The 20416-nt window shown below is 60.8% G+C and carries 18 protein-coding genes; 6 read left to right on the top strand and 12 right to left on the bottom strand.

Features of this window, described 5'->3' with window-relative positions; all coding sequences use genetic code 11:
* Positions 1-85 precede the first annotated feature (85 nt).
* Positions 86-910 (bottom strand): tRNA 2-thiocytidine(32) synthetase TtcA, encoded by an 825-nt coding sequence (gene ttcA, locus MKZ87_RS19895; RefSeq protein ID WP_064598661.1) that lies wholly within the window; start codon positions 908-910, stop codon positions 86-88.
* Between the two features lie 289 nt (positions 911-1199).
* Between ttcA and MKZ87_RS19890 the strand changes: the two genes are divergently transcribed.
* Both MKZ87_RS19890 and MKZ87_RS19885 read left to right on the top strand, forming a co-directional pair.
* Positions 1200-1802, top strand: a complete 603-nt coding sequence (locus MKZ87_RS19890) for a Yip1 family protein (protein WP_007957761.1) — start codon at positions 1200-1202, stop codon at positions 1800-1802.
* 172 nt (positions 1803-1974) lie between these two features.
* Positions 1975-2469, top strand: a complete 495-nt coding sequence (locus MKZ87_RS19885) for a SprT family zinc-dependent metalloprotease (RefSeq protein ID WP_085697052.1) — start codon at positions 1975-1977, stop codon at positions 2467-2469.
* 83 nt (positions 2470-2552) lie between these two features.
* On the opposite strand, the gene MKZ87_RS19880 is transcribed toward MKZ87_RS19885, so the two are convergent.
* Together MKZ87_RS19880 and MKZ87_RS19875 are read right to left on the bottom strand one after the other, a co-directional pair.
* Positions 2553-3734, bottom strand: a complete 1182-nt coding sequence (locus tag MKZ87_RS19880) for a CaiB/BaiF CoA transferase family protein (protein ID WP_085701574.1) — start codon at positions 3732-3734, stop codon at positions 2553-2555.
* A gap of 145 nt (positions 3735-3879) precedes the next feature.
* A complete protein-coding gene (locus MKZ87_RS19875) occupies positions 3880-5214 on the bottom strand; it encodes a dicarboxylate/amino acid:cation symporter (RefSeq protein WP_085697054.1) in 1335 nt (444 codons plus the stop codon).
* A gap of 352 nt (positions 5215-5566) precedes the next feature.
* On the opposite strand from MKZ87_RS19875, the gene MKZ87_RS19870 reads away from it, so the two are divergent.
* Positions 5567-6565: an AraC family transcriptional regulator gene (locus tag MKZ87_RS19870; protein ID WP_085697055.1), complete on the top strand. Its 999-nt coding sequence runs from the start codon at positions 5567-5569 to the stop codon at positions 6563-6565.
* Positions 6566-6569: 4 nt separating this feature from the next.
* Here the strand turns inward: MKZ87_RS19870 and MKZ87_RS19865 are convergent, their stop codons facing one another.
* From MKZ87_RS19865 to MKZ87_RS19855, 3 genes are all read right to left on the bottom strand, one after another.
* A complete protein-coding gene (locus MKZ87_RS19865; protein ID WP_085697056.1) occupies positions 6570-7916 on the bottom strand; it encodes an ATP-binding protein in 1347 nt (448 codons plus the stop codon).
* Positions 7913-8590: a response regulator transcription factor gene (locus MKZ87_RS19860; protein WP_085683580.1), complete on the bottom strand. Its 678-nt coding sequence runs from the start codon at positions 8588-8590 to the stop codon at positions 7913-7915. Before MKZ87_RS19860 ends, MKZ87_RS19865 begins: the two co-directional genes overlap by 4 nt.
* Positions 8591-8694: 104 nt before the next feature.
* A complete protein-coding gene (locus MKZ87_RS19855; protein ID WP_085683581.1) occupies positions 8695-9300 on the bottom strand; it encodes a hypothetical protein in 606 nt (201 codons plus the stop codon).
* A gap of 142 nt (positions 9301-9442) precedes the next feature.
* Between MKZ87_RS19855 and MKZ87_RS19850 the strand changes: the two genes are divergently transcribed.
* Complete coding sequence (locus MKZ87_RS19850; RefSeq protein ID WP_085697057.1) at positions 9443-10234, top strand: dienelactone hydrolase family protein; 792 nt, start codon at positions 9443-9445, stop codon at positions 10232-10234.
* Positions 10235-10332: 98 nt separating this feature from the next.
* The gene (locus MKZ87_RS19845) at positions 10333-11058 is read left to right on the top strand and encodes a 4'-phosphopantetheinyl transferase family protein (protein ID WP_085701575.1); all 726 of its coding nucleotides are present in this window, start codon (positions 10333-10335) and stop codon (positions 11056-11058) included.
* A gap of 115 nt (positions 11059-11173) precedes the next feature.
* Here MKZ87_RS19845 and MKZ87_RS19840 read toward each other — a convergent pair whose 3' ends face one another.
* Both MKZ87_RS19840 and MKZ87_RS19835 read right to left on the bottom strand, forming a co-directional pair.
* The gene (locus MKZ87_RS19840) at positions 11174-12784 is read right to left on the bottom strand and encodes an ATP-binding protein (protein ID WP_085697059.1); all 1611 of its coding nucleotides are present in this window, start codon (positions 12782-12784) and stop codon (positions 11174-11176) included.
* Positions 12781-13503, bottom strand: coding sequence for a response regulator (locus tag MKZ87_RS19835; protein WP_085697060.1), 723 nt, complete (start codon positions 13501-13503; stop codon positions 12781-12783). The genes MKZ87_RS19840 and MKZ87_RS19835 overlap by 4 nt, the downstream gene beginning before the upstream one ends.
* A gap of 735 nt (positions 13504-14238) precedes the next feature.
* Here MKZ87_RS19835 and MKZ87_RS19830 point away from each other — a divergent pair.
* Positions 14239-17133 (top strand): ribonucleoside-diphosphate reductase subunit alpha, encoded by a 2895-nt coding sequence (locus MKZ87_RS19830; protein ID WP_085697061.1) that lies wholly within the window; start codon positions 14239-14241, stop codon positions 17131-17133.
* Between the two features lie 250 nt (positions 17134-17383).
* On the opposite strand, the gene flgE is transcribed toward MKZ87_RS19830, so the two are convergent.
* From flgE to flgB, 4 genes are read right to left on the bottom strand one after another with little or no spacing between them, the layout of a single operon-like run.
* Positions 17384-18715, bottom strand: a complete 1332-nt coding sequence (flgE, locus tag MKZ87_RS19825) for a flagellar hook protein FlgE (protein WP_234205811.1) — start codon at positions 18713-18715, stop codon at positions 17384-17386.
* A gap of 30 nt (positions 18716-18745) precedes the next feature.
* Positions 18746-19474, bottom strand: coding sequence for a flagellar hook assembly protein FlgD (gene flgD, locus MKZ87_RS19820; protein ID WP_085697063.1), 729 nt, complete (start codon positions 19472-19474; stop codon positions 18746-18748).
* 15 nt (positions 19475-19489) lie between these two features.
* Positions 19490-19933 carry a flagellar basal body rod protein FlgC gene (gene flgC, locus MKZ87_RS19815; RefSeq protein WP_054593596.1) on the bottom strand — a complete coding sequence of 148 codons (444 nt, stop codon included), beginning with the start codon at positions 19931-19933 and terminating at the stop codon, positions 19490-19492.
* 3 nt (positions 19934-19936) lie between these two features.
* The gene (flgB, locus tag MKZ87_RS19810) at positions 19937-20344 is read right to left on the bottom strand and encodes a flagellar basal body rod protein FlgB (protein ID WP_085697064.1); all 408 of its coding nucleotides are present in this window, start codon (positions 20342-20344) and stop codon (positions 19937-19939) included.
* Positions 20345-20416 lie beyond the last annotated feature (72 nt).

The following is a 20416-nucleotide window of genomic DNA, read 5'->3' as shown; positions in this document are numbered from 1 at the left end:
CACTACTAAAGGGGCAGAGCGAATACCAGCCGAAAGCAAGTTGAGGGTTTCCCCTAAACCATAGAATCTCCCACAGGGACGGTGTTTACAGGTTTACGACGTTAACGAATCGCGAAGCGGCGGTTTCATCAATCTTCAGGCTGGTGAAGTCAAACAGATTGCGGTCAGCCAGCTGCGAAGGGATCACGTTCTGCAGGCTGCGGAAAATGCTCTCGGTGCGGCCCGGGGTCTTGCGCTCCCAGTCCACCAGCATTTCCTTGACCACCTGACGTTGCAGGTTTTCCTGAGAACCGCAGAGGTTGCACGGGATGATCGGGAATTGCTTGAAGTCCGAGTAGGCCTGGATGTCTTTCTCGTTGCAGTAGGCCAGCGGACGGATTACCACGTTGCGGCCGTCGTCGGCGCGCAGCTTCGGCGGCATGGCCTTGAGGCTGCCGTTGAAGAACATGTTGAGGAAGAACGTCTCGACGATATCGTCGCGGTGATGACCGAGGGCCATCTTGGTCGCGCCGATTTCGTCGGCGAAGGTGTACAGCGTGCCGCGACGCAGGCGCGAGCACAGCGAGCAGGTGGTCTTGCCTTCCGGGATCAGCTCCTTGACCACCGAGTAGGTGTCCTTCTCGACGATGTGGTACTCGATGCCCAGTTCTTTCAGGTAGGCCGGCAGCACGTGTTCGGGGAAACCCGGCTGCTTCTGGTCCATGTTCACGGCGACGATCTCGAACTTGATCGGTGCAACCTTCTGCAGGTGCATCAGCACGTCGAGCATGGTGTAGCTGTCCTTGCCCCCGGACAGGCAGACCATGACCTTGTCGCCGTCCTCGATCATGTTGAAGTCGGTGACGGCTTCGCCGGCCAGGCGGCGCAGGCGCTTTTGCAGTTTGTTCTGGTTGACCGTAAGAGTGCCCATGACGCGAAATCCGTGAGGTGTGACGAAAGGCGGGCATTTTACGCAAAAAGACCGAGGTTGTGGCCACAGGTTGTCGCCCCCTCGAATGCCCGCTCGCACAGACCTCGACGCGATTACCCCGAGGTTTTACAGCGCGATTTGCTCTAAGCCCCTACCACCTGTGCGGTTAAGACCTTTCTATACTGCGACATAAGGTCGCACACAATCTGAAGACCTGTATTTGCTCGGCCGCTTTGGCCCGTACGCGCTCCGCTGGGGGGCGATGGCAATAACGAGAGGAGTGACTGGCATGATCCATCACGTAGTGGGACTTTTTACCCACCCCGATCAGGAATGGAAGGAAATCCGTGGCGACCAAGAGGAAAGCATCAGCCACATGTACCTGACGCACACGCTGATTCTGGCGGCGATCCCCGCTGTTTCGGCATTTATCGGCACCACTCAGGTCGGCTGGGTGATCGGCAACCGCGCACCGGTGATGCTCACCGTCGAAAGCGCGTTGTGGATGACGATCATGTCGTACCTGGCGATGCTCGGCGGGGTCGCGGTCATGGGTGCCTTTGTGCACTGGATGGCCCGCACTTATGACGCCAACCCGAGCCTGGCCCGTTGCGTGGCATTTGCCACCTACACCGCGACACCGTTGTTCGTCGGCGGGCTGGCGGCGCTGTATCCGCACATGTGGCTGGGGATGATCGTCGGCACGGCGGCTATCTGCTACACGGTGTACCTGTTGTATGTGGGGCTGCCGACCTTCATGAACATTCCATCCGACGAGGGCTTCCTGTTTTCCAGCTCGGTGCTGGCGGTGGGTCTGGTGGTGCTGGTCGCCATCATGGCGTTTACCGTGATTGTCTGGGGACTGGGCGTGGGGCCTGTCTACACCAATTAGAGAGCCACCAACTGGCTGGCTGCAACGCCGAAAAGAACAAGATCCGCCAACACAGGCCGCCGCAAGGCGGCCTTCTCATGCCTGAAAGAGACGTTGCGACCATTCGGCAGTCTGGCGATGCGCAAGACCGGACGGTTGCGGCATACTCCAAACCTCTGGAGATCCATCAAGCATGCCCGAGCAACTCAATACCCGCGTCGAAGACTGTTTCCAACTCGCTGAATCCTTTTTCAAACGTCCTTTCAAACGCCCCGTGGTGAGCCTCAAGCTGCGCGGGCAAAAAGCCGGGGTCGCGCATTTGCACGAGAATCTGCTGCGCTTCAATCCGCAGCTGTACCGGGAAAACACCGAACACTTCCTCAAGCAGACCGTGGCCCACGAAGTCGCACACCTGATCGCCCATCAGCTGTTCGGCGACCGTATCCAGCCCCATGGCGAGGAGTGGCAACTGATCATGCGCGGGGTCTATGAGTTGCCGCCGGATCGCTGCCATACCTATGAAGTCAAGCGCCGCAGCGTGACCCGCTACATCTATAAATGCCCGTGCGCGGATAGCGATTTTCCGTTTTCGGCGCAGCGTCATAGCCTGGTCAGGCAAGGTCGGCGCTATTTGTGCCGGCGCTGTCGCAACACGCTGGTGTTCAGTGGCGAGACGCGAGTCGAGTAAGTCCCCACCTCGTTCCCACGCTCTGCGTCACAGTGGACGCGGAGCGTCCATGGCGGCATTCCCACGCAGAGCGTGGGAACGAGCTACAAAACCACTTTCGCAGCACGTAATCCGGCAATCCGCTCTGGGCTCAACCCCAACTCCCCCAACACCTGATCCGTATGCTGCCCCAGCGCGGCGCCGACATGTCGCGGCGCCGGCAATGCTTCAGAGAACTTCAGCGGGCAAGCGATCTGCGCCTGCGTCGAACCATCGCCACGGGGCACCTGCGTCACCAGTTCCCGGGCCTGTAACTGCGGATGCTGCACCGCCTCGCCAAGGTTCAACACCGGTTCGACGCAGGCATCAATGCCGGCGAACAGCTCGCACAGTTCGGCAAAATCATGCTTTTCGAACTCGACCTTCAAGGCGTCCTTCAGCGCGCGTTGTTGCTCAGGCTTGGGTAACAAGCCCTGCGCCGCCAACTCAGGCCGGCCCAGTGCCGCGCACAGTTGCTGCATGAAGGCTGGCTCCAGACTGCCCACCGACATCCAGCGCCCGTCGCGGGAGCGGTAGTAATCATAGAAACTGCCGCCATTGAGCATCTGTTCTTCCCAGCCCGGTTCCTCGCCGCACGCCAGATACCCGGCACCGGCCATGGCGTTGAGGCTGAATGCACAGTCGGTCATGCTCACGTCCAGATGGGTGCCCTGCCCGGTCTGCTGGCGGGAAATCACCGCCGCCAACAAGCCGATCACCCCGTGCAGCGAGCCACCCGCGACATCCGCCACCTGCATGCCCAGCGGCAACGGCCCGCTGTCGGCGCGCCCGGTGTAGCTGGAGAGCCCGGCCAGGGCCAGATAGTTGATGTCGTGGCCGGCGCGATCCTTGTACGGCCCGGTCTGGCCGTAACCGGTGATCGACACATAAATCAGCTTCGGATTGATCGCCTTCAACGCTTCGTAACCCAGCCCCAGCCGCTCCATCACACCGGGACGAAACTGCTCCAGCACGATGTCGTAATCCGCCAGCAACTGCTTGACCAGCTCAAGCGCCTCGGGCTGCTTGAGATCCAACGCCAGGCTGCGCTTGTTGCGATTGAGATAAGCGTGACTGGCAGAGACGCCGTGATCGTGGGGCGGCAAAACCCGCACCAGGTCGAGGCGGGTCGGCGATTCGATGCGCAGCACGTCGGCGCCCATGTCCGCCAGCAACAGCGAGGCGAAAGGCCCCGGCAGCAGGGTCGAGAAATCCAGAATCTTCAGTGAGGCCAGCGGTGCAGACATGGGCGATCTCCATCAACGATGCATGCAGCCTAGGCAGCCATCGGCGATGGGGCAATTACCGGATCCATCAGTTGCGCTGACCGTTGCGCTCAAACAGCAGACAAGAAAAAACCCGCCGAAGCGGGTTTTTCCAGGCAAGCGATGCTTACTTCACATTGCTCGGGGTCGGGCCTTCGGCCACGCCCAGGTCATCTTCAGGCCGGGTATCGGCGATACCGCGACCGCCCGACGCCAGCTCGGCATCCAGCACGTCGGTGTCCAGTTCCTTGACCCACTTGGCCACAACGATGGTGGCAACGGCGTTGCCGACCAGGTTGGTCAGGGCGCGGGCTTCGGACATAAAGCGGTCGATACCCAGGATCAGCGCCAGACCGGCCACCGGCAGGTGACCTACCGCCGAAAGAGTGGCCGCCAGTACGATGAAGCCAGAACCGGTCACACCGGCTGCGCCTTTGGAGGACAGCAGCAACACCACCAGCAGCGTGATCTGGTGAGTGATGTCCATGTGGGTGTCGGTCGCCTGGGCGATGAACACGGCCGCCATGGTCAGGTAGATCGCGGTACCGTCGAGGTTGAACGAGTAACCGGTCGGGATCACCAGACCCACTACCGATTTCTTCGCGCCCAGACGCTCCATCTTGATCAGCATGCGTGGCAGTACCGATTCCGAAGAGGAAGTACCCAGCACGATCAGCAGTTCTTCACGGATGTAGCGGATCATCTTCAGCACGCTGAAACCGTGCATGCGGGCGATGCCACCCAGCACGATCAGGATGAACGCCAGGCAGGTGATGTAGAAGCAGGCCATCAGTTGACCCAGCTGCACCAGCGAACCGACGCCATAGGCACCGATGGTGAACGCCATCGCACCGAAGGCACCGATCGGCGCGAGCTTCATGATCATGTTGATGATGTTGAACATCACGTGGGCGAAGCGATCGATGAAGTCCAGGATCGGCTTGCCGTAGGCGCCCAGGCGGTGCAGGGCAAAACCGAAGATCACCGAGAACATCAGCACTTGCAGGATGTCACCGGTGGCGAACGCGCCGACGATGGTGTTCGGGATTACGTTGAGCAGGAAGCCGACGACGCTCTGGTCAGCACCTTGTTGCACATAGGTCGCCACTTTGGAGGCGTCCAGCGTGCTGACATCGACGTGCATGCCGTTGCCCGGTTGCACGATATTGACCACGATCAGACCGACCAGCAGGGCGATGGTCGAAACGATCTCGAAATACAGGAGTGCGTAACCGCCGGTCTTGCCGACCGATTTCATGCTTTGCATGCCAGCGATGCCGCTGACCACGGTGCAGAAGATGATCGGGGCGATGATCATTTTGATCAGTTTGATGAACCCGTCACCCAGCGGCTTTACGGCCACGCCGAACTGCGGGTAGTAGTGGCCGAGCGCGATACCGATACAGATTGCGACGATCACCTGGAAATACAGGGATTTGTACAGTGGCTGACGAGTCGTCATTGCAAAGTTCCTCAAGAGTCCCGCGCGGCAACATCCATCTGTTGTACGCGACACTTGAATTGCGAACCCTCCTGCACTGGAGGGATTTGTTGTGTCGAACGGCGCTTTCCGGACCGGCTCGGCGCACGCTTCTGTCGCTCTTATCGCAAACGTCGTGCCACTTTGGTGCAAATCGCTGCAAGCCTTTTGATATCAGGGGATACAGGTTTTTTTGTGTCACCGTTCGGTGACTCAAGTGTGGCGGATTTCCGCCAAGTCGCCCGACCTCGTCCTACAATTTGGCGGAAATCCGCCTTGTTACCGATCAAAGGCAGCCGCTACCATCGGTCGCCAGAGGAAGGATCTGCCGCTCATGCGCGAACGCACCATCGCCAGTCATTTCGCCCGCGCCGCCCTCGGTGGCGCACGGCGCTCGGGTTACGACTATTCGGACCTGCTGCAGCAACTGGGCATCAGCCCCGAACTGCTCGACGAGCCGCGCGCGCGGATCGCCCCGGAGCAATTCACCCAACTGATCCAGAACCTTTGGCTGGCCCTGGACGACGAATACCTGGGTTTCGGCAACGCGCCGAGCAAACCCGGCAGCTTCGCCATGATGTGCCACGCCATCATTCATTGCCGCAGCCTGGAGAAGGCTCTGCAACGCGGCTTATTGTTTTATAGCCTATTCCCCGAAGCCCCGCGCCTGACCCTGAGCCGTGAAGACGAATGGGTGCGCCTGAGCCTCGACGATGCGCAATTGTGGGATCCGGATCACTTTCTCAGCGAGAGCCTGCTGGTGATCTGGCATCGCCTGGGCAGTTGGCTGATCGGCCAGCGGATTCGCCTGGAGCAGGCCAGTTTCAGCTACCCGAAACCGGCGCACGGGGCGGAATACGATCTGCTGTTTTCCTGTCCGCTGGAATTTTCGGCAGCGCAAAGCAGCCTGGTGTTTCACAGCCGTTATCTGCAAATGCCGCTGTTGCAGGATGAACGCACCCTCAAGCATTTCCTCGAACGCTCCCCCGCCGACCTGCTGTCCCGCCCGGACGACGGCAACAGCCTGAGCAGCCGGCTGCGGCGCTTGCTCAGCCACGACAGCGCACGCTGGCCGGACCTCGAAGCGGTGGCGGCGCACCTGCACATCAGCCCGCAAACCCTGCGCCGGCACCTACGCGAAGAAGGCACCAGTTTTCAGGAATTGAAGGATCAGTTGCGGCGGGACATCGCGATTTATCACCTCGGGCGGGCGGATCTGTCGTTGCAACAGATCGCCGAACAGCTCGGGTTTTCCGAGCCGTCGGCGTTTCATCGGGCGTTCAAGAAATGGACAGGGCTGACGCCGGGGGCTTATCGGGCGCAGGAGCAGTAAGCCGTCACACCGCCGGAAAATGAATCCTGAACGCCGCCCCGCCCATCGGCGAGTCCCCCAGCGTCAGCTTGGCGTTGTAGCTCTCGATGATGTCCTTGACCACCGCCAGCCCGATCCCCTGCCCCGGATGCTGACGGTCCAGACGCTCGCCGCGTTCGAGAATCCGTGCGCGCTGATCCGGTGGTACGCCGGGGCCGTCGTCTTCGATGCACAGTTCGCTTCCGGAATGGCTTTCACGCACACTGACGCGCACTTCGCCCAGGCACAGGCGATAGGCGTTTTCCAGCAGGTTGCCGAGCATTTCCAGCAAGGCGCCCTGCTCGATCGGCACATAACAGTGCTCCGGCAGATCGAAGGCAACGCGCACGTGTTTGTCGCGGTAGACCTTGTCCAGCGTGTCGCACAGGCTTTGCAGCACCGGGCGCAGGCGCACCTGATGGCGCACCAGACCGCTTTTGCGCAGGCTGGCGCGCTGTAACTGGTAGCCGATCTGCTGGCTCATGCGTTCGATCTGGGTTTGCAGCACCCACGCCTGATCGCGGTCTTCGGGGCGCTGGGCCATGTCTTCGCTGACGCCTTGCAACACCGCCAGCGGGGTTTTCAGACTGTGGGCCAGATCGTCGAGGGAGTCGCGGTAACGGCTGCGCTGCTGGCGTTCGCTGTGCAGCAGGCGGTTGAGGGAACCGGTCAGGCGCAGCAGTTCGCGCGGGTGCTGTTCGCTGAGGCTTTCGAGGGTTCCGCCCTCGATTTCGTCGAGTTCCTGACTGAGCCGGCGCAAGGCTTTCAGGCCCCAGGTCAGGCCGATCCACAGCAAGGCGAGCAGCACCAACAGCGCCGCACCAAAACCGAGGTAGAGATTTTCCCGCAGACCTTCGAGGGTGGTTTCGTATTCGCGCACCGGTTGCAGGGCCACGATACTGAAGGCCGCGCTCTTGCCGCCGAGCAGTTTGACTTCAACGTCGTAGACGAAGAATTCCTGACCGTTGGCCTCACGAATCCGCGCGAACTCGTTGCCGAGGCCATCGTAGCGCGGCGTGTAGTTGATCTTCTCTTCCTGGGTCCCCTTCGAACGCCAGACCAGATGCCCTTCGCGGTCATAGATGTAGCCGAGCAGGCGATTGTCCGTAAGGTTGAAGCGCTCGTCGGGCAACTGTGCCGGCATCATCAAGCGGTTATTTTCAACCCGCGCGGCGGAGATCAGCGTAGTGACGTCGGACGCCAGCCGCTGCTCGATCGAGTCCTGCAACGCCAGGCTGAACGCGCCCTGCATCGCCGGGAGCAACGCGAGCATGAACAACACCGCCAGGGTGGTGGCGGCGAGCATCAGCCGGACACGAAGGGAACGGATCAAGTGCAGCGCTCATTGAACAGGTAACCAAGGCCGCGCACGGTATCGATCGGCTTGAACCCGGCCGGGCCTTCGAGCTTGCGGCGCAGACGGCCGACCAGCACTTCGATCACGTTCGGATCGCGCTCGTCGTCATCCGGGTACAACTGCTCCATCAGCCGATCCTTGGGCACCACCTGCTGGTGATGGCGCATGAGGTATTCGAGGATCCGGTATTCGTAGGCGGTCAGCGCCAGCGGTTGCTCGTCGAGGGTTGCCTGCTTGCGATTCAGATCCAGCAACAGCGGGCCGGCGATGATGGTCGACTGAGTGAAACCGCTGGAGCGGCGCAGCAACGCATTGAGCCGCGCTTCGAGTTCTTCGAACTGGAACGGCTTGACCACGTAATCGTCGGCGCCGGCGGCCAGGCCTTCGACCTTGTCCTGCCAGTTGCCGCGCGCGGTGAGGATCAGGATCGGAAAGGTCTTGCCGCCCGAGCGCAACTGGCGGATCAGGTCGAGCCCGCCCATGCCCGGCAGGCCGAGGTCGATCACCGCCAGGTCAAAGTTGAATTGCCCGGTCTGGTACAACGCTTCTTCGGCGTTGGCCACGGACTCGACCACATGACCACTCTCCGTCAGGCGGGTTTGCAGGTGATGGCGCAACAGCGCTTCATCTTCGACGACCAACAGTTTCATGACGCTCTCCCGGGTAAATCGACAACTCCAAAGGCTTTCGCCTCACATGGCTGCGCCGGGTCGCCCCTCGAAGGACGACCCGGCGCGGGCCTGACGCCAATCGCTTAGAAAGCGTAGTTGGCCGACAGGTAAGTCTGGGCGCTGCTGGTCAAATCCAGCGAGCCCTGCTTGCTGCCACCGCTCTCTTTCATCTCGGTGCTGGCGTTGCTGCGCAGGTAACGGTAACCGAGTTCGACCGAGGTGTTCTGCGAGACTTGCTGCAGCACACCGAACTGGCCGCCGACGGCGTAACCGATGTCGCTGTCGCGGCTGTAGCCCGGCGAATCCTGGGTCAGCTTGGTCAGGCCCGCGGTCGCACCGCCGAACAGCTTGGTGCTGCCGCCCACCGGGTAGAACAGATCGTAGCTGCCCAGCAGGTTTTCCTGGCGCAGTTTAATGCCATTGTGCGAGCCGGACACGTTGTCGTAGGTGGCGTAGTAGCGACCCTGGCTGTTTTGCTGACCCAGGCGCAGGCCGTAGGTGTTGTTGCCGTCGATGGCCGCGGTGGCATCCGGGTGGCCGAGGTTGTCGTTCAGGGCGTTGGATTTCTTGATCTTGTCGCTGGTCTGGCCAAAGGTCAGGCCGGCGAAGTTGGTGGTGGTGTCGGCATGGGCGGCAATGCTTGCGCTCATGACAGTGAAAGCCAGCAGCAGTTTGTTCAAACGAGTCATTGAGTGTTCCTCTCAGTTGTGCTCTTCGGGTATGGCGCAAGGTTACTGACCCTCCCCTGTACCGCCCCTGAACGCTCTCTGAACCTGGCCTGAATGAAATGAACTAGGCTGTTTTGACCCTTTATTGTCCGGAGACCCGATCATGCGCCTGCTATTGACCCTCGCCCTGCTCGTCTTCAGCGGCCTCAGCCAGGCTGCGATCAAGACCGAGGAAATCCCCTATCAGAGTGCCGACGGCACAAAGCTGATCGGTTATTACGCCTACGACGACGCGATCAAGGGCCCGCGCCCCGGCGTGGTGGTGGTGCATGAATGGTGGGGACTGAACGACTACGCCAAGCGCCGCGCCCGGGATCTCGCCGGGCTTGGCTACAGCGCGCTGGCCATCGACATGTACGGTGAGGGCAAGAACACCGAGCACCCGAAAGACGCGATGGCCTTCATGCAAGCCGCCACGCAAAACGCCGATGCGGCCAGCAAGCGCTTTCAGGCCGGGCTGGATCTGTTGAAGAAACAGCCGCAGACCGACAAGGATAAAATCGCCGCCATCGGTTACTGCTTCGGCGGTGGCGTGGTGCTGAATGCGGCGCGTCAGGGTGTGCCGCTGGCCGGCGTGGTGAGTTTCCACGGAGCGCTGGCCACCAAGACGCCAGCTGCGCCGGGCAGCGTGAAGGCGAAAATCCTCGTCGAGCACGGCGCGCTGGACAGCATGGTCACCCCGGACAACGTCACGGCGTTCAAGTCGGAAATGGACAAGGCCGGCGCCGACTATCAATTTGTCAGCCTCGAGGGCGCCAAGCACGGCTTCAGCAACCCCGATGCGGATCGCCTGAGCCACGGCGATCACGGTGGCCCGGATATCGGCTACAACAAGGCTGCCGATGAAAAATCCTGGGCGGACATGCAGGCGTTCTTCAAGAAGATTTTCGGCTGAACCCGATCGCCCTCAAACGCTGATCGTTCCCACGCACAGCGTGGGAACGATCATGTCGGCACTATCCAGCCCGAAGACAACCCGGCAAAATGCCCGACATGACTGCCAACCCTTTCCTCCCCGCCTGCTGCACCCCGCTCGATGCCCATTGGCCGCTGCCGACCGCATTGCCCGACACCGCGTTTCTGAGCACCCATTTCGACCCGTCGCAATTGCTCGGCGATGACTTTCGCCGCAGCGCCATCGAGCCGCCGTCGAGTATCCAGCGTTCGGTGGCCAAGCGGCAGGCGGAATTCCTCGCCGGGCGGATTTGCGCCCGGGCGGCGTTGCTGCAGCTGGAAGGCACAAGCAGCGTTCCGGCGATCGGTGAAGATCGTGCACCGGTATGGCCGGCGCACATCTGCGGCTCGATCACCCACAGCACCGGTCGTGCGGCGGCGATTGTCGCCAACAAACAGCACTGGCGCGGGCTGGGCATGGACCTGGAAAACCTGCTCAACGCCGAACGCGCCGAGCGACTGGCCGGAGAGATCCTGACCCCGCCGGAAATGCAGCGCATGGCCGCCGGTTCCCGGGATCAGATCGCGCTTTGGGTGACCCTGACCTTTTCAGTAAAAGAAAGCCTGTTCAAGGCGCTGTACCCGATCGTGCAGCAGCGCTTCTATTTCGAACACGCCGAAATGCTGGAGTGGAATGAACAGGGTCAGGTGCGGCTGCGGTTGCTGACAGATCTGTCCGGCGAATGGCGCAACGGCACGGAACTCGATGCGCAATTCAGCGTGCAGGACGGCCAGTTGCTGAGTCTGGTCAGCATTCCTGCCTGAAGGTTTGTTTTATTTGGAATCACCCTTTCGCGAGCAAGCTCGCTCCCACCCTGAAGCGCGCTGACCTGTAGGAGCGAGCTTGTACGCGAAAGGGTCAGCTTGACCAATGCAAGATTCAGCGCCGCTCCTGATTCCTCGGCCAGCTCAGGCTGAAACACGCCCCGCCCAAGCTCTTGCTCTTGCCGATCAATGCGCGGCCGTCGTGCCAGTGGATGATCCGCCGCACGATCGACAGACCCAGCCCGTGCCCGCCGGACGCCCGAGTTCGGCTGTCGTCCAGGCGCAGGAACGGCGTGAAAATTTTCTCCCAGGCGGTTTCCGGCACACCGGGTCCGTCGTCCTCGACATCCACCCGACAGCGCATCTGCCCGACCTGATAACTGACCGTGACCTTCGAACGTGCATGGCGCATGGCGTTGCTCACCAGGTTCTGCAAGGCGCGGTGCAGGTAGCGCGGCTCGGCCTCGACCCACGCATCATCGCAATCCGCCGCTGACAGGCACAGACCGCGTTGCACTGTGACCTCGGCGCGCAGAGGCGCCAACTCTTCAATCACCTGATTGACCAGTGCATCCAGATCGATGCGCTGGAACGTCAGCGCCGGCGAACCCTGCTCCAGCCGGGCGTAGGTGAGCATTTCATCAACCAGTTTGTCGAGGTCTTCGATGTCGTGGTCCATGCCCTCGCGGTATTTTTCCAGCGCCTGCGGGGTCGTGGCCGAACCGATCATCTCCAGGCCGAAACGCAGGCGCGCCACCGGCGTGCGCAATTCGTGGGACACCGCGCGCACCAGTTCACGCTGGATGGCGAGCAACTGCTGCAAGTGCTCGGCCATGCCGTTGAAAGCCGCTGCGAGTTTGCCCACCGAGTCGGCACCCCGGGCCGGTACGCGGGTTTCCAGGCTGCCTTTGGCGATGCGCGTGGCGGCGGCTTCGAGCCCGCGCAAACGTCGCTCGAGCTGGCGCACCAATAAATAGACGATCAGGCCGATCAGGGTCAGGCCGAGGGCGGCGATCAGCACCAGCCACTCCGGCGGGTACGGATTCATCTGATACAGCGGCCCGATTTCCAGCACCCACGGCGTGCCGACCATGCCGGCGAACACCCGGATCGAATCGCCGCCCTTGCCCAGCGCCATCACCGTATCGCCCTCGGCCACCCGACGGCTCTGGTCTTCGTCCATGTCGGCATCGCTGACGGTGACCAGCCGCAAGTCGAAACCGAAGCCTTTGTCTTCCTTCAATTGCGCCAGCCGTTTGGGCTGCTCGCCCACCGGCACCCGCACCAGTTCATCGGCCAACAGGTAAATGGTCGCCCGTGCCAGTTGCTCGCTGATCTGCTGCACCTCGCCCACCAGCACCAGTTGATCCTTGTCGCTGACCAGTCGATAGACCTTGGCCGCGTGCGGGCCGGTCTGTTCGACCAGCGCCTGCCCGCGCTGCACCCGAGTGCGCTGGGTCAGGTCGAGGTCGGTCTGGGCAAAGGTCTTCAGCGCCAGCGGAATCCCGAGCAGGCGCTCCCACACCAGCAAGGCGCGATGGCGCTCGGTTTCGTTCATCGGTTGCAGGTTGTCGGCCATCAGCGAAAACGTGCCATGGGCCAGACGCTCGCGGTATTGCTCGCTGCGCACCTGATTGAGCAGGTGCAGTGCCAGCACGCCGAGCACCGCCACCAGAATCAGCGCCGCGCACATGCCGCCATAGATGCGCAGGAAGATCGAATTCACAGCGGCAGGTCTGCGCAGGCTTCCGGCACGAACAGATAACCTTTGCTGCGCACGGTCTTGATCAGGCGCGGGTGATCGGGGTCGTCGCCGATCTTCGGGCGGATGCGCGAGATGCGCACATCGATCGAGCGGTCCTGGCCGTCGTAGCCGATACCGCGCAACGCGGTGAAGATTTCTTCCCGGGACAGGATGCGTCCGGCGTTGGATACCAACAGCCAGAGCAGGTCGAATTCGGCACTGGTCAGCTCGATGCCACTGTCACTGAGCCAGGCTTCGCGCAACGCGTTGTCCACCACCAGCGGGCCGAATTGCAGACGACGCGGATTGCCTGCCGATGGCTCCGGTGTGTCACTGCGTCGCAGCAACGCCTGGATCCGCGCCAGCAGCAGCCGTGGGCGCACCGGTTTGCACACGTAATCGTCGGCGCCGAGGTCGAGACCAAGGATCTGGTCGGCGTCATCGGTGCGCGCGGTGAGCATCAGGATCGGCCCGTCGTAGCGGTCACGGACCTTGCGGCAAATGCTCAGTCCGTCTTCGCCGGGCAGCATCAGGTCGAGGATTACCAGGTCCGGCTGTTCCTTGATGATCCGCGCCGCCGCCAGTGCACCGTTGCCTTCGATCTCCACGCGCAATCCGTTGGCTTGCAGGTATTCACGGGTCAGTTCGGCCAGACGCTGGTCGTCCTCGACTATCAATACCTGCCAGGCTTCTTGCTCCACGGGTGACCTCTGCTTGCCGATGCTGCTTATAAAGGAAGGTCCTCCCGTCTTTTTGTCATCTTTCAGGAGGATAAGAATGCGTGCGCACGGGCCGATTGTATAAACGGCGTACAGCCAGAACACAAGTCGGTAAATGCGTTCGGACAAGGCGGATTTTTGTGATAGGGTTCGCGCCCTCAAAATTCCGCTGAAGCGTTTTTCCCGGCGAAAAAACAGTGACAAACGGTCTAGCTCAGCAGGTTCGCGGCCTACACGGGTTTTCCTGGTTTCTTACACAATTTACGCACAGGTTTATCCACAGCTCGCACGTTGCAAGCCCCCTCGAAACGCATTATCTTGTAGCGCGGCGCAAGGGAAGCCCCTACATATAGGGTTTTCCGTTTTAGAGCCCAACCACATTTCAGACCTGAAACTCAAGCGCTTTATTGCTGGTTTCCGGTTGAACCAAGCAAGTTTTTCAAAGCCCAAACCGCACTTGCGGATGGCACCGTTTTTCAGGTTGGAAACGACTGGAACGGTACGGGTGTTGCAGTCATTACTGTCACCCGAGAAGTAATTCGGCTCGAGCCTTGGCTCGCGGCCAAAAACTTCGGCAAGGATGCGGCTTCATCAGCCTTTTTCCTACTGGTCCGAAGTTGTTATGCCCGACGCCCGTCGGCTGTAGTGCTTCGGACCAGAACGGTGAGCACCATGATGGTGCCCAAACAAACATAGAGAATGTGGAGATCACCCCCCATGCAAACCGACACAACTCGCGAGAACCCGCAGGGCACCTTGCCGCAGGCCGCCGATTCGAATTCGGATCTGGCAGCCACCGCGCCAGGTCAACTGCGTGTGATCAAGCGTAATGGCACTGTCGTTCCTTACACCGATGACAAGATCACCGTCGCTATCACCAAAGCGTTTCTCGCAGTTGAGGGCGGCACCGCTGCCGCCTCGTCGCGAATCCACGACACCGTTGCCCGCCTGACCGAACAGGTCACCGCGACCTTCAAGCGTCGCATGCCATCGGGCGGCACCATCCACATCGAAGAAATCCAGGACCAGGTCGAACTGGCCCTGATGCGCGCAGGCGAGCAGAAAGTGGCTCGCGACTACGTGATCTACCGCGACGCCCGTTCCAAGGAACGCGCCACCCGCACCACCGCCGAAGCACCAGTTCAAGCGCACCCGTCGATCCGCATCACCCGCGCCGACGGCACCCTCGCGCCACTGGACATGGGCCGCCTGAACACCATCGTCACTGAAGCCTGCGAAGGCCTGGCCGAAGTCGACGGCGACCTGATCCAGCGCGAAACCCTGAAGAACCTGTACGACGGCGTGGCCCTGAACGACGTCAACACCGCACTGGTGATGACCGCGCGTACCCTGGTCGAGCGTGAGCCGAACTACTCGTTCGTGACCGCCCGCCTGCTGATGGACACCCTGCGTGCCGAAGGCCTGGGCTTCCTGGGCGTCGCCGAGAGCGCGACCCACCACGAGATGGCCGACCTGTACGCCAAGGCACTGCCGGCCTACGTCGCCAAAGGTATCGAGTTCGAACTGCTGAACCCTGTGCTGGCCGACTTCGACCTGGAAAAACTGGGCAAGGCGATCAACCACGAGCGCGACCAGCAATTCACCTACCTGGGCCTGCAGACCCTGTACGACCGCTACTTCATCCACAAGGATGGCGTGCGTTTCGAACTGCCGCAGATCTTCTTCATGCGCGTGGCCATGGGCCTGGCGATCGAAGAGAAGCAGAAAGAAGACCGTGCGATCGAGTTCTACAACCTGCTGTCCTCGTTCGACTACATGGCTTCGACTCCGACCCTGTTCAACGCCGGTACCCTGCGTCCACAGCTGTCGAGCTGCTACCTGACCACCGTTCCGGATGACCTGTCGGGCATCTATCACGCCATCCACGACAACGCCATGTTGTCGAAATTTGCCGGTGGCCTGGGCAACGACTGGACGCCGGTTCGTGCACTGGGTTCGTACATCAAGGGCACCAACGGCAAATCCCAAGGCGTGGTTCCGTTCCTGAAAGTGGTGAACGACACCGCCGTCGCCGTTAACCAGGGTGGCAAGCGCAAAGGCGCTGTGTGTGCCTACCTGGAAACCTGGCACATGGACATCGAAGAGTTCATCGAGCTGCGCAAGAACACCGGTGATGACCGTCGTCGTACCCACGACATGAACACCGCCAACTGGATCCCTGACCTGTTCATGAAGCGCGTCTTCGATGACGGCAAGTGGACCCTGTTCTCGCCGTCCGAAGTACCGGACCTGCACGACCTGACCGGCAAGGCCTTCGAAGAGCGCTATGAGTACTACGAAGCCCTGACCGAATACCCGGGCAAGATCAAGCTGTTCAAGACCATCCAGGCCAAAGACCTGTGGCGCAAGATGCTGTCGATGCTGTTCGAAACCGGCCACCCATGGCTGACTTTCAAAGACCCGTGCAACCTGCGTAGCCCGCAGCAGCACGTCGGCGTGGTTCACAGCTCGAACCTGTGCACCGAGATCACCTTGAACACCAACAAGGACGAAATCGCGGTCTGCAACCTGGGCTCGATCAACCTGCCGAACCACATCGTCGACGGCAAGCTGGACACCGCCAAGCTCAAGCGCACCATCGACGTCGCCGTGCGCATGCTCGACAACGTGATCGACATCAACTACTACTCGGTACCGCAGGCGAAGAACTCCAACTTCCGCCACCGTCCGGTCGGTCTGGGCATCATGGGCTTCCAGGACGCGCTGTACCTGCAGCACATCCCTTACGGCTCCGAAGCTGCCGTCGAGTTCGCCGACAAGTCGATGGAAGCGGTCAGCTACTACGCGATCCAGGCCTCCTGCGACCTGGCCGACGAGCGCGGCTCGTACGAGACGTTCCAGGGCTCGCTGTGGTCCAAAGGCGTGCTGCCGCTGGATTCGCAACAGATCCTGATCGAAGCCCGTGGCCAGAAGTACATCGACGTCGACCTGACCGAGTCCCTGGACTGGGCACCGGTTCGCGCCCGTGTACAGAAAGGCATCCGCAACTCGAACATCATGGCCATCGCACCGACCGCGACCATCGCCAACATTACCGGCGTATCGCAGTCGATCGAACCGACCTACCAGAACCTGTACGTGAAATCGAACCTGTCGGGCGAATTCACCGTGATCAACCCGTACCTGGTTCGCGACCTCAAGGCTCGCGGTCTGTGGGACTCGGTCATGATCAACGACCTGAAGTACTACGACGGTTCGGTTCAGCAGATCGAGCGCATCCCGCAAGAACTCAAAGAGCTCTACGCGACCGCGTTCGAAGTGGACACCAAGTGGATCGTTGACGCCGCCAGCCGTCGTCAGAAGTGGATCGACCAGGCCCAGTCGCTGAACCTGTACATCGCCGGCGCATCGGGCAAGAAGCTGGACGTGACCTACCGCATGGCCTGGTACCGTGGTCTGAAAACCACCTACTACCTCCGTGCCCTGGCCGCGACCAGCACCGAGAAGTCGACCATCAACACCGGCAAGCTGAACGCTGTATCCAGCGGCGGCAACCACGGTGACGACTCGGTCCTGGCAGCCCCTGCCGGCCCAGCTCCAGTACCGAAGGCCTGCGCCATCGACGAGCCGGATTGCGAAGCTTGCCAATAAGCTGAGCTGAATCGGGCGTTGCGAAACGCCTGATCCGAGAAACCCCCGACAGACTTCCGGTTTGTCGGGGGTTTTCTTTTGCCCGCGAAAAAGTCAAAAGCGGCCCTCAGCCCTCCCCTCTTCCTGAGGGAAAGGGAACCGAACGAGCTGTTCTCAAGAGATGCGCCAGCTTGAAATAACGATCCCCCCAAATCCAAGACAAAAAAAGCCCCTCAAAAAGAGGGGCTCCTTAACCAGCCAAAACCAGAAATCAGGTCATCTGAATGATGGTCTGCATGATGGTGCTCTGAGTGGAAATGGTCTTGGCGTTCGCCTGATAGTTGCTCTGACCCTTGATCAGATCAACCAGCTCGTTGGTCAGGTTAACGTTCGACTCTTCCAGCGAGTTCGAAACAACCGAACCCAAAGTACCGGTTTCCGGTGCGTCGTAGCCCGGGATACCCGAAGCGTAGGTCTCTTTCCAGCTGGTACCACCAATCGGCTGCAGACCCTGTTCGTTGGTGAAGCTGGCCAGTGCAACCTGGCCGATGGCCTTGCTCTGGTTGTTGCTGAAGTTGGCGAACAGCGTACCGGTGCCATCGATGGTCAGGTTGGTGATCTGGCCGGTGGCGTAGCCATCCTGAGTCGGGATCGAGCGCGCGGTGTCAGCGTTGTACTGAGTGGTCTTGGCCATGGAGATGGTGATGCCGGCCGGGTTCGCCGAAGCGCCGTTGGCAGTCCATACACCGTTGGTCACGGTACCCGGCACCCAGCCAGTGAGTTTCAGGTCGCTGCTGATGATCGGCGTACCAGGGTTCGCAGGATCCGGGGTGCTGACCTGAGTCAGTTTGCCGGTGCTGTCGAAGCTCATGGTCGAGGCCACCGGTGCCGTGGTTTTCGGATCACTGCCGGTGGCATCCGGGTTGCGACCGTCCACCAAGGTGTAGACCTTCCAGGTGTTGGCACCGGTCTTGACCATGTATTGATCCATGGTGTGCTGGTTGCCCTGGCTGTCATAGATCGGCGTACTGAACGACTTGGTGTAGGTCGCCGTGTTGGTCGGATCGAATTTGCCTGCCGCCACAGTATCGTCGATCACCGGAGCGGTCGAGTTCAGGTTGATGGTCGAGGTCACCAGCGAGGTGGACTTCGGTGCCAGGTTCGAAGTGTCGATCTTCAGATCGGTCAACACACCGTTGATGATCTTGCCGTTGGAGTCCACACCGTAGCCTTGCAGACGCGAGGTGTAGTCGGTGTTGGTGATGAAACCGTCCTTGTCGACCTTGAACGTACCGGCACGGGTGTAGGAGATCGAACCGTTGTTGCTCAGAGTGAAGAAACCCGAACCGTTGATGCCCATGTCCAGCACGTTGCCGGTGTTGTTGATGTCGCCCTGGGTGAACTGCTGGGAAACGTTGGCCAGACGCACACCGTTACCGATGACCTTGCTGCCGCTGCCCAGGCGAGTGGCCGAGTAGACGTCTTCGAATTCTGCACGGGACGATTTGAAACCGGCGGTCGCGACGTTGGCGATGTTGTTGCCGGTCACGTCCAGTTGTTTGTTGGCTGCATAGAGACCGCTAAGGCCGATATTGAAAGACATATTCCACTCCTTTGTGCCGGTTAGTCGGCTCTATATACCAATGGTTTGTACTTTGGACAGGGCAACGGTGCCCTTGCCGGACAGGTTGAGCATCAGCTCGCCACCGGTCTGGCTGATCGTCACGCTGGTGACCGTGGCTGGCAGGTAGGTCGCCAGGTCGGTCGCGGTGCCGTTGATCGAGGCGTTCGCCTTGACGGTGTAGGTACCGGTTTTCACCAGGTTGCCGTCCTTGTCCTTGCCGTCCCATGTGAAGCTCGCATTGCCTGCGGCGCGACTGCCCAGATCGATGGTGCGAACAACGGCGCCGCTGCTGTCGGTGATGGAGACGGTACCGCCGGCGATCGACGACGGAACGGTGACCGAACCGGTCATGCCTTTGCTCGGGTCATCCAGTTGAACAGTGTTGGTCTGCACGATCACGTTGCGACCCACCAGCGAAGAAGCCTGCAGGGCTTGCGACGAGTTGTAGTTGCCAGCCAGCGAGCTGACGGTGCTGTTGAGGGTGGTGATCCCCTCAAGGCTGCTGAACTGCGCCAGCTGGGCAACGAATGCGCTGTTGTCCTGCGGGTCGAGCGGGTTCTGGTTCTTCAGCTGGGTAACCAGCAGTTGCAGGAACGCGTCCTTGCCCAGGGCCTGGCCGCCGGTCGAGCTGTTGGTGGCCGAAGCGATGCCGCCGGTGGTCGTGCTACTGGTCTTCTTCGAAGAGTTGGCCAGTATGTCGTTCATCGTCAGGCTGCTGGTGGTATCGGTAACACTCATGGCAGTCGCCCCTTATTACTGACCGAGGGTCAGTACCTTCTGCATCATGGTCTTGGCGGTATTCATCATCTCGGCGTTGGTCTGGAAAGACCGGCTCGCGGAAATCATGTCAGCCATTTCTTCCACCACGTTGACGTTCGGGTAGTAGACGTAGCCCTTGGCATCGGCCGCCGGATGGTTCGGCTCGTAGCGCGCTTCGAGGTTGCTCTGGTCTTCGACCACGCCGAGCACCTGCACGCCTTGACCGGCTGCATCCTGGTTCTGGAACAACGAATTGCTGCCGCCGCTCTGGCCGCCCTGGAACATGGTGGCGAATACCGGGTGACGGGCACGGTAGGTCTGGTCGATGCTCGACGAGACGGTCTCGGCGTTGGCGATGTTCGAAGCCACGGTGTTCAGACGGGTGGTCTGGGCGCTCATGCCGCTGCCGGCAATGTTGAAAACGCTGGACAGGGACATGGATTATTCTCCGCGCAGGGCTGACACCAGCCCTTTGAACTTGCTGTTGAGCAGGGTGAAGCTCGCCTGGAAGTCGACAGCGTTTTGCGCGTAGTTCGACTGTTCCAGCTGGGCGTCCACGGTGTTCTGGTCGATCGACGGCTGCATCGGCGTGCGATACATCAGCGACTCGTCGCCATTGCCCAGGCCTTCAGCTTCGATGTGACGGCTGTTGGTCATGTTCAGGGCGATGGTGCCGTTGGCGTTCTTCTGGCTCTGTGCTTCGAGCACTTTGGAGAACTCCAGATCCCGCGCCTTGTAGTTCGGGGTGTCGGCGTTGGCGATGTTGTTGGCCAGCACTTCGGCACGCTGGGCGCGGAAGCCCAGAGCCTTTTCGTGAATGCCGAGCGCTTTATCGAAGCTGATGCTCATGTCGGGAACCTTCAGGTGACCGGATTTTTCGTAACAGGGCCATAGCAAGCGTCGTGCCAGTTTGAGAAAGCC

The sequence above is a fragment of the Pseudomonas sp. MCal1 genome (assembly GCF_026341415.1).
Lineage (GTDB): Bacteria > Pseudomonadota > Gammaproteobacteria > Pseudomonadales > Pseudomonadaceae > Aquipseudomonas.
Note: the sequence above shows the minus strand (reverse complement) of the source record. Positions and strands in the feature narration are given on the sequence as shown.

Excerpts from the sequence above, each read along its gene's own strand:
- MKZ87_RS19870 (WP_085697055.1), top strand. The coding sequence starts at position 5,567 with ATGCGCGAACGCACCATCGCCAGTCATTTCGCCCGCGCCGCCCTCGGT.
- flgD (WP_085697063.1), bottom strand. The coding sequence starts at position 19,474 with ATGAGTGTTACCGATACCACCAGCAGCCTGACGATGAACGACATACTG.
- MKZ87_RS19830 (WP_085697061.1), top strand. The coding sequence starts at position 14,239 with ATGCAAACCGACACAACTCGCGAGAACCCGCAGGGCACCTTGCCGCAG.
- MKZ87_RS19860 (WP_085683580.1), bottom strand. The coding sequence starts at position 8,590 with ATGAAACTGTTGGTCGTCGAAGATGAAGCGCTGTTGCGCCATCACCTG.
- MKZ87_RS19845 (WP_085701575.1), top strand. The coding sequence starts at position 10,333 with ATGACTGCCAACCCTTTCCTCCCCGCCTGCTGCACCCCGCTCGATGCC.
- ttcA (WP_064598661.1), bottom strand. The coding sequence starts at position 910 with ATGGGCACTCTTACGGTCAACCAGAACAAACTGCAAAAGCGCCTGCGC.
- MKZ87_RS19855 (WP_085683581.1), bottom strand. The coding sequence starts at position 9,300 with ATGACTCGTTTGAACAAACTGCTGCTGGCTTTCACTGTCATGAGCGCA.
- MKZ87_RS19850 (WP_085697057.1), top strand. The coding sequence starts at position 9,443 with ATGCGCCTGCTATTGACCCTCGCCCTGCTCGTCTTCAGCGGCCTCAGC.
- MKZ87_RS19880 (WP_085701574.1), bottom strand. The coding sequence starts at position 3,734 with ATGTCTGCACCGCTGGCCTCACTGAAGATTCTGGATTTCTCGACCCTG.
- MKZ87_RS19890 (WP_007957761.1), top strand. The coding sequence starts at position 1,200 with ATGATCCATCACGTAGTGGGACTTTTTACCCACCCCGATCAGGAATGG.
- flgB (WP_085697064.1), bottom strand. The coding sequence starts at position 20,344 with ATGAGCATCAGCTTCGATAAAGCGCTCGGCATTCACGAAAAGGCTCTG.
- flgE (WP_234205811.1), bottom strand. The coding sequence starts at position 18,715 with ATGTCTTTCAATATCGGCCTTAGCGGTCTCTATGCAGCCAACAAACAA.
- MKZ87_RS19875 (WP_085697054.1), bottom strand. The coding sequence starts at position 5,214 with ATGACGACTCGTCAGCCACTGTACAAATCCCTGTATTTCCAGGTGATC.
- MKZ87_RS19885 (WP_085697052.1), top strand. The coding sequence starts at position 1,975 with ATGCCCGAGCAACTCAATACCCGCGTCGAAGACTGTTTCCAACTCGCT.
- flgC (WP_054593596.1), bottom strand. The coding sequence starts at position 19,933 with ATGTCCCTGTCCAGCGTTTTCAACATTGCCGGCAGCGGCATGAGCGCC.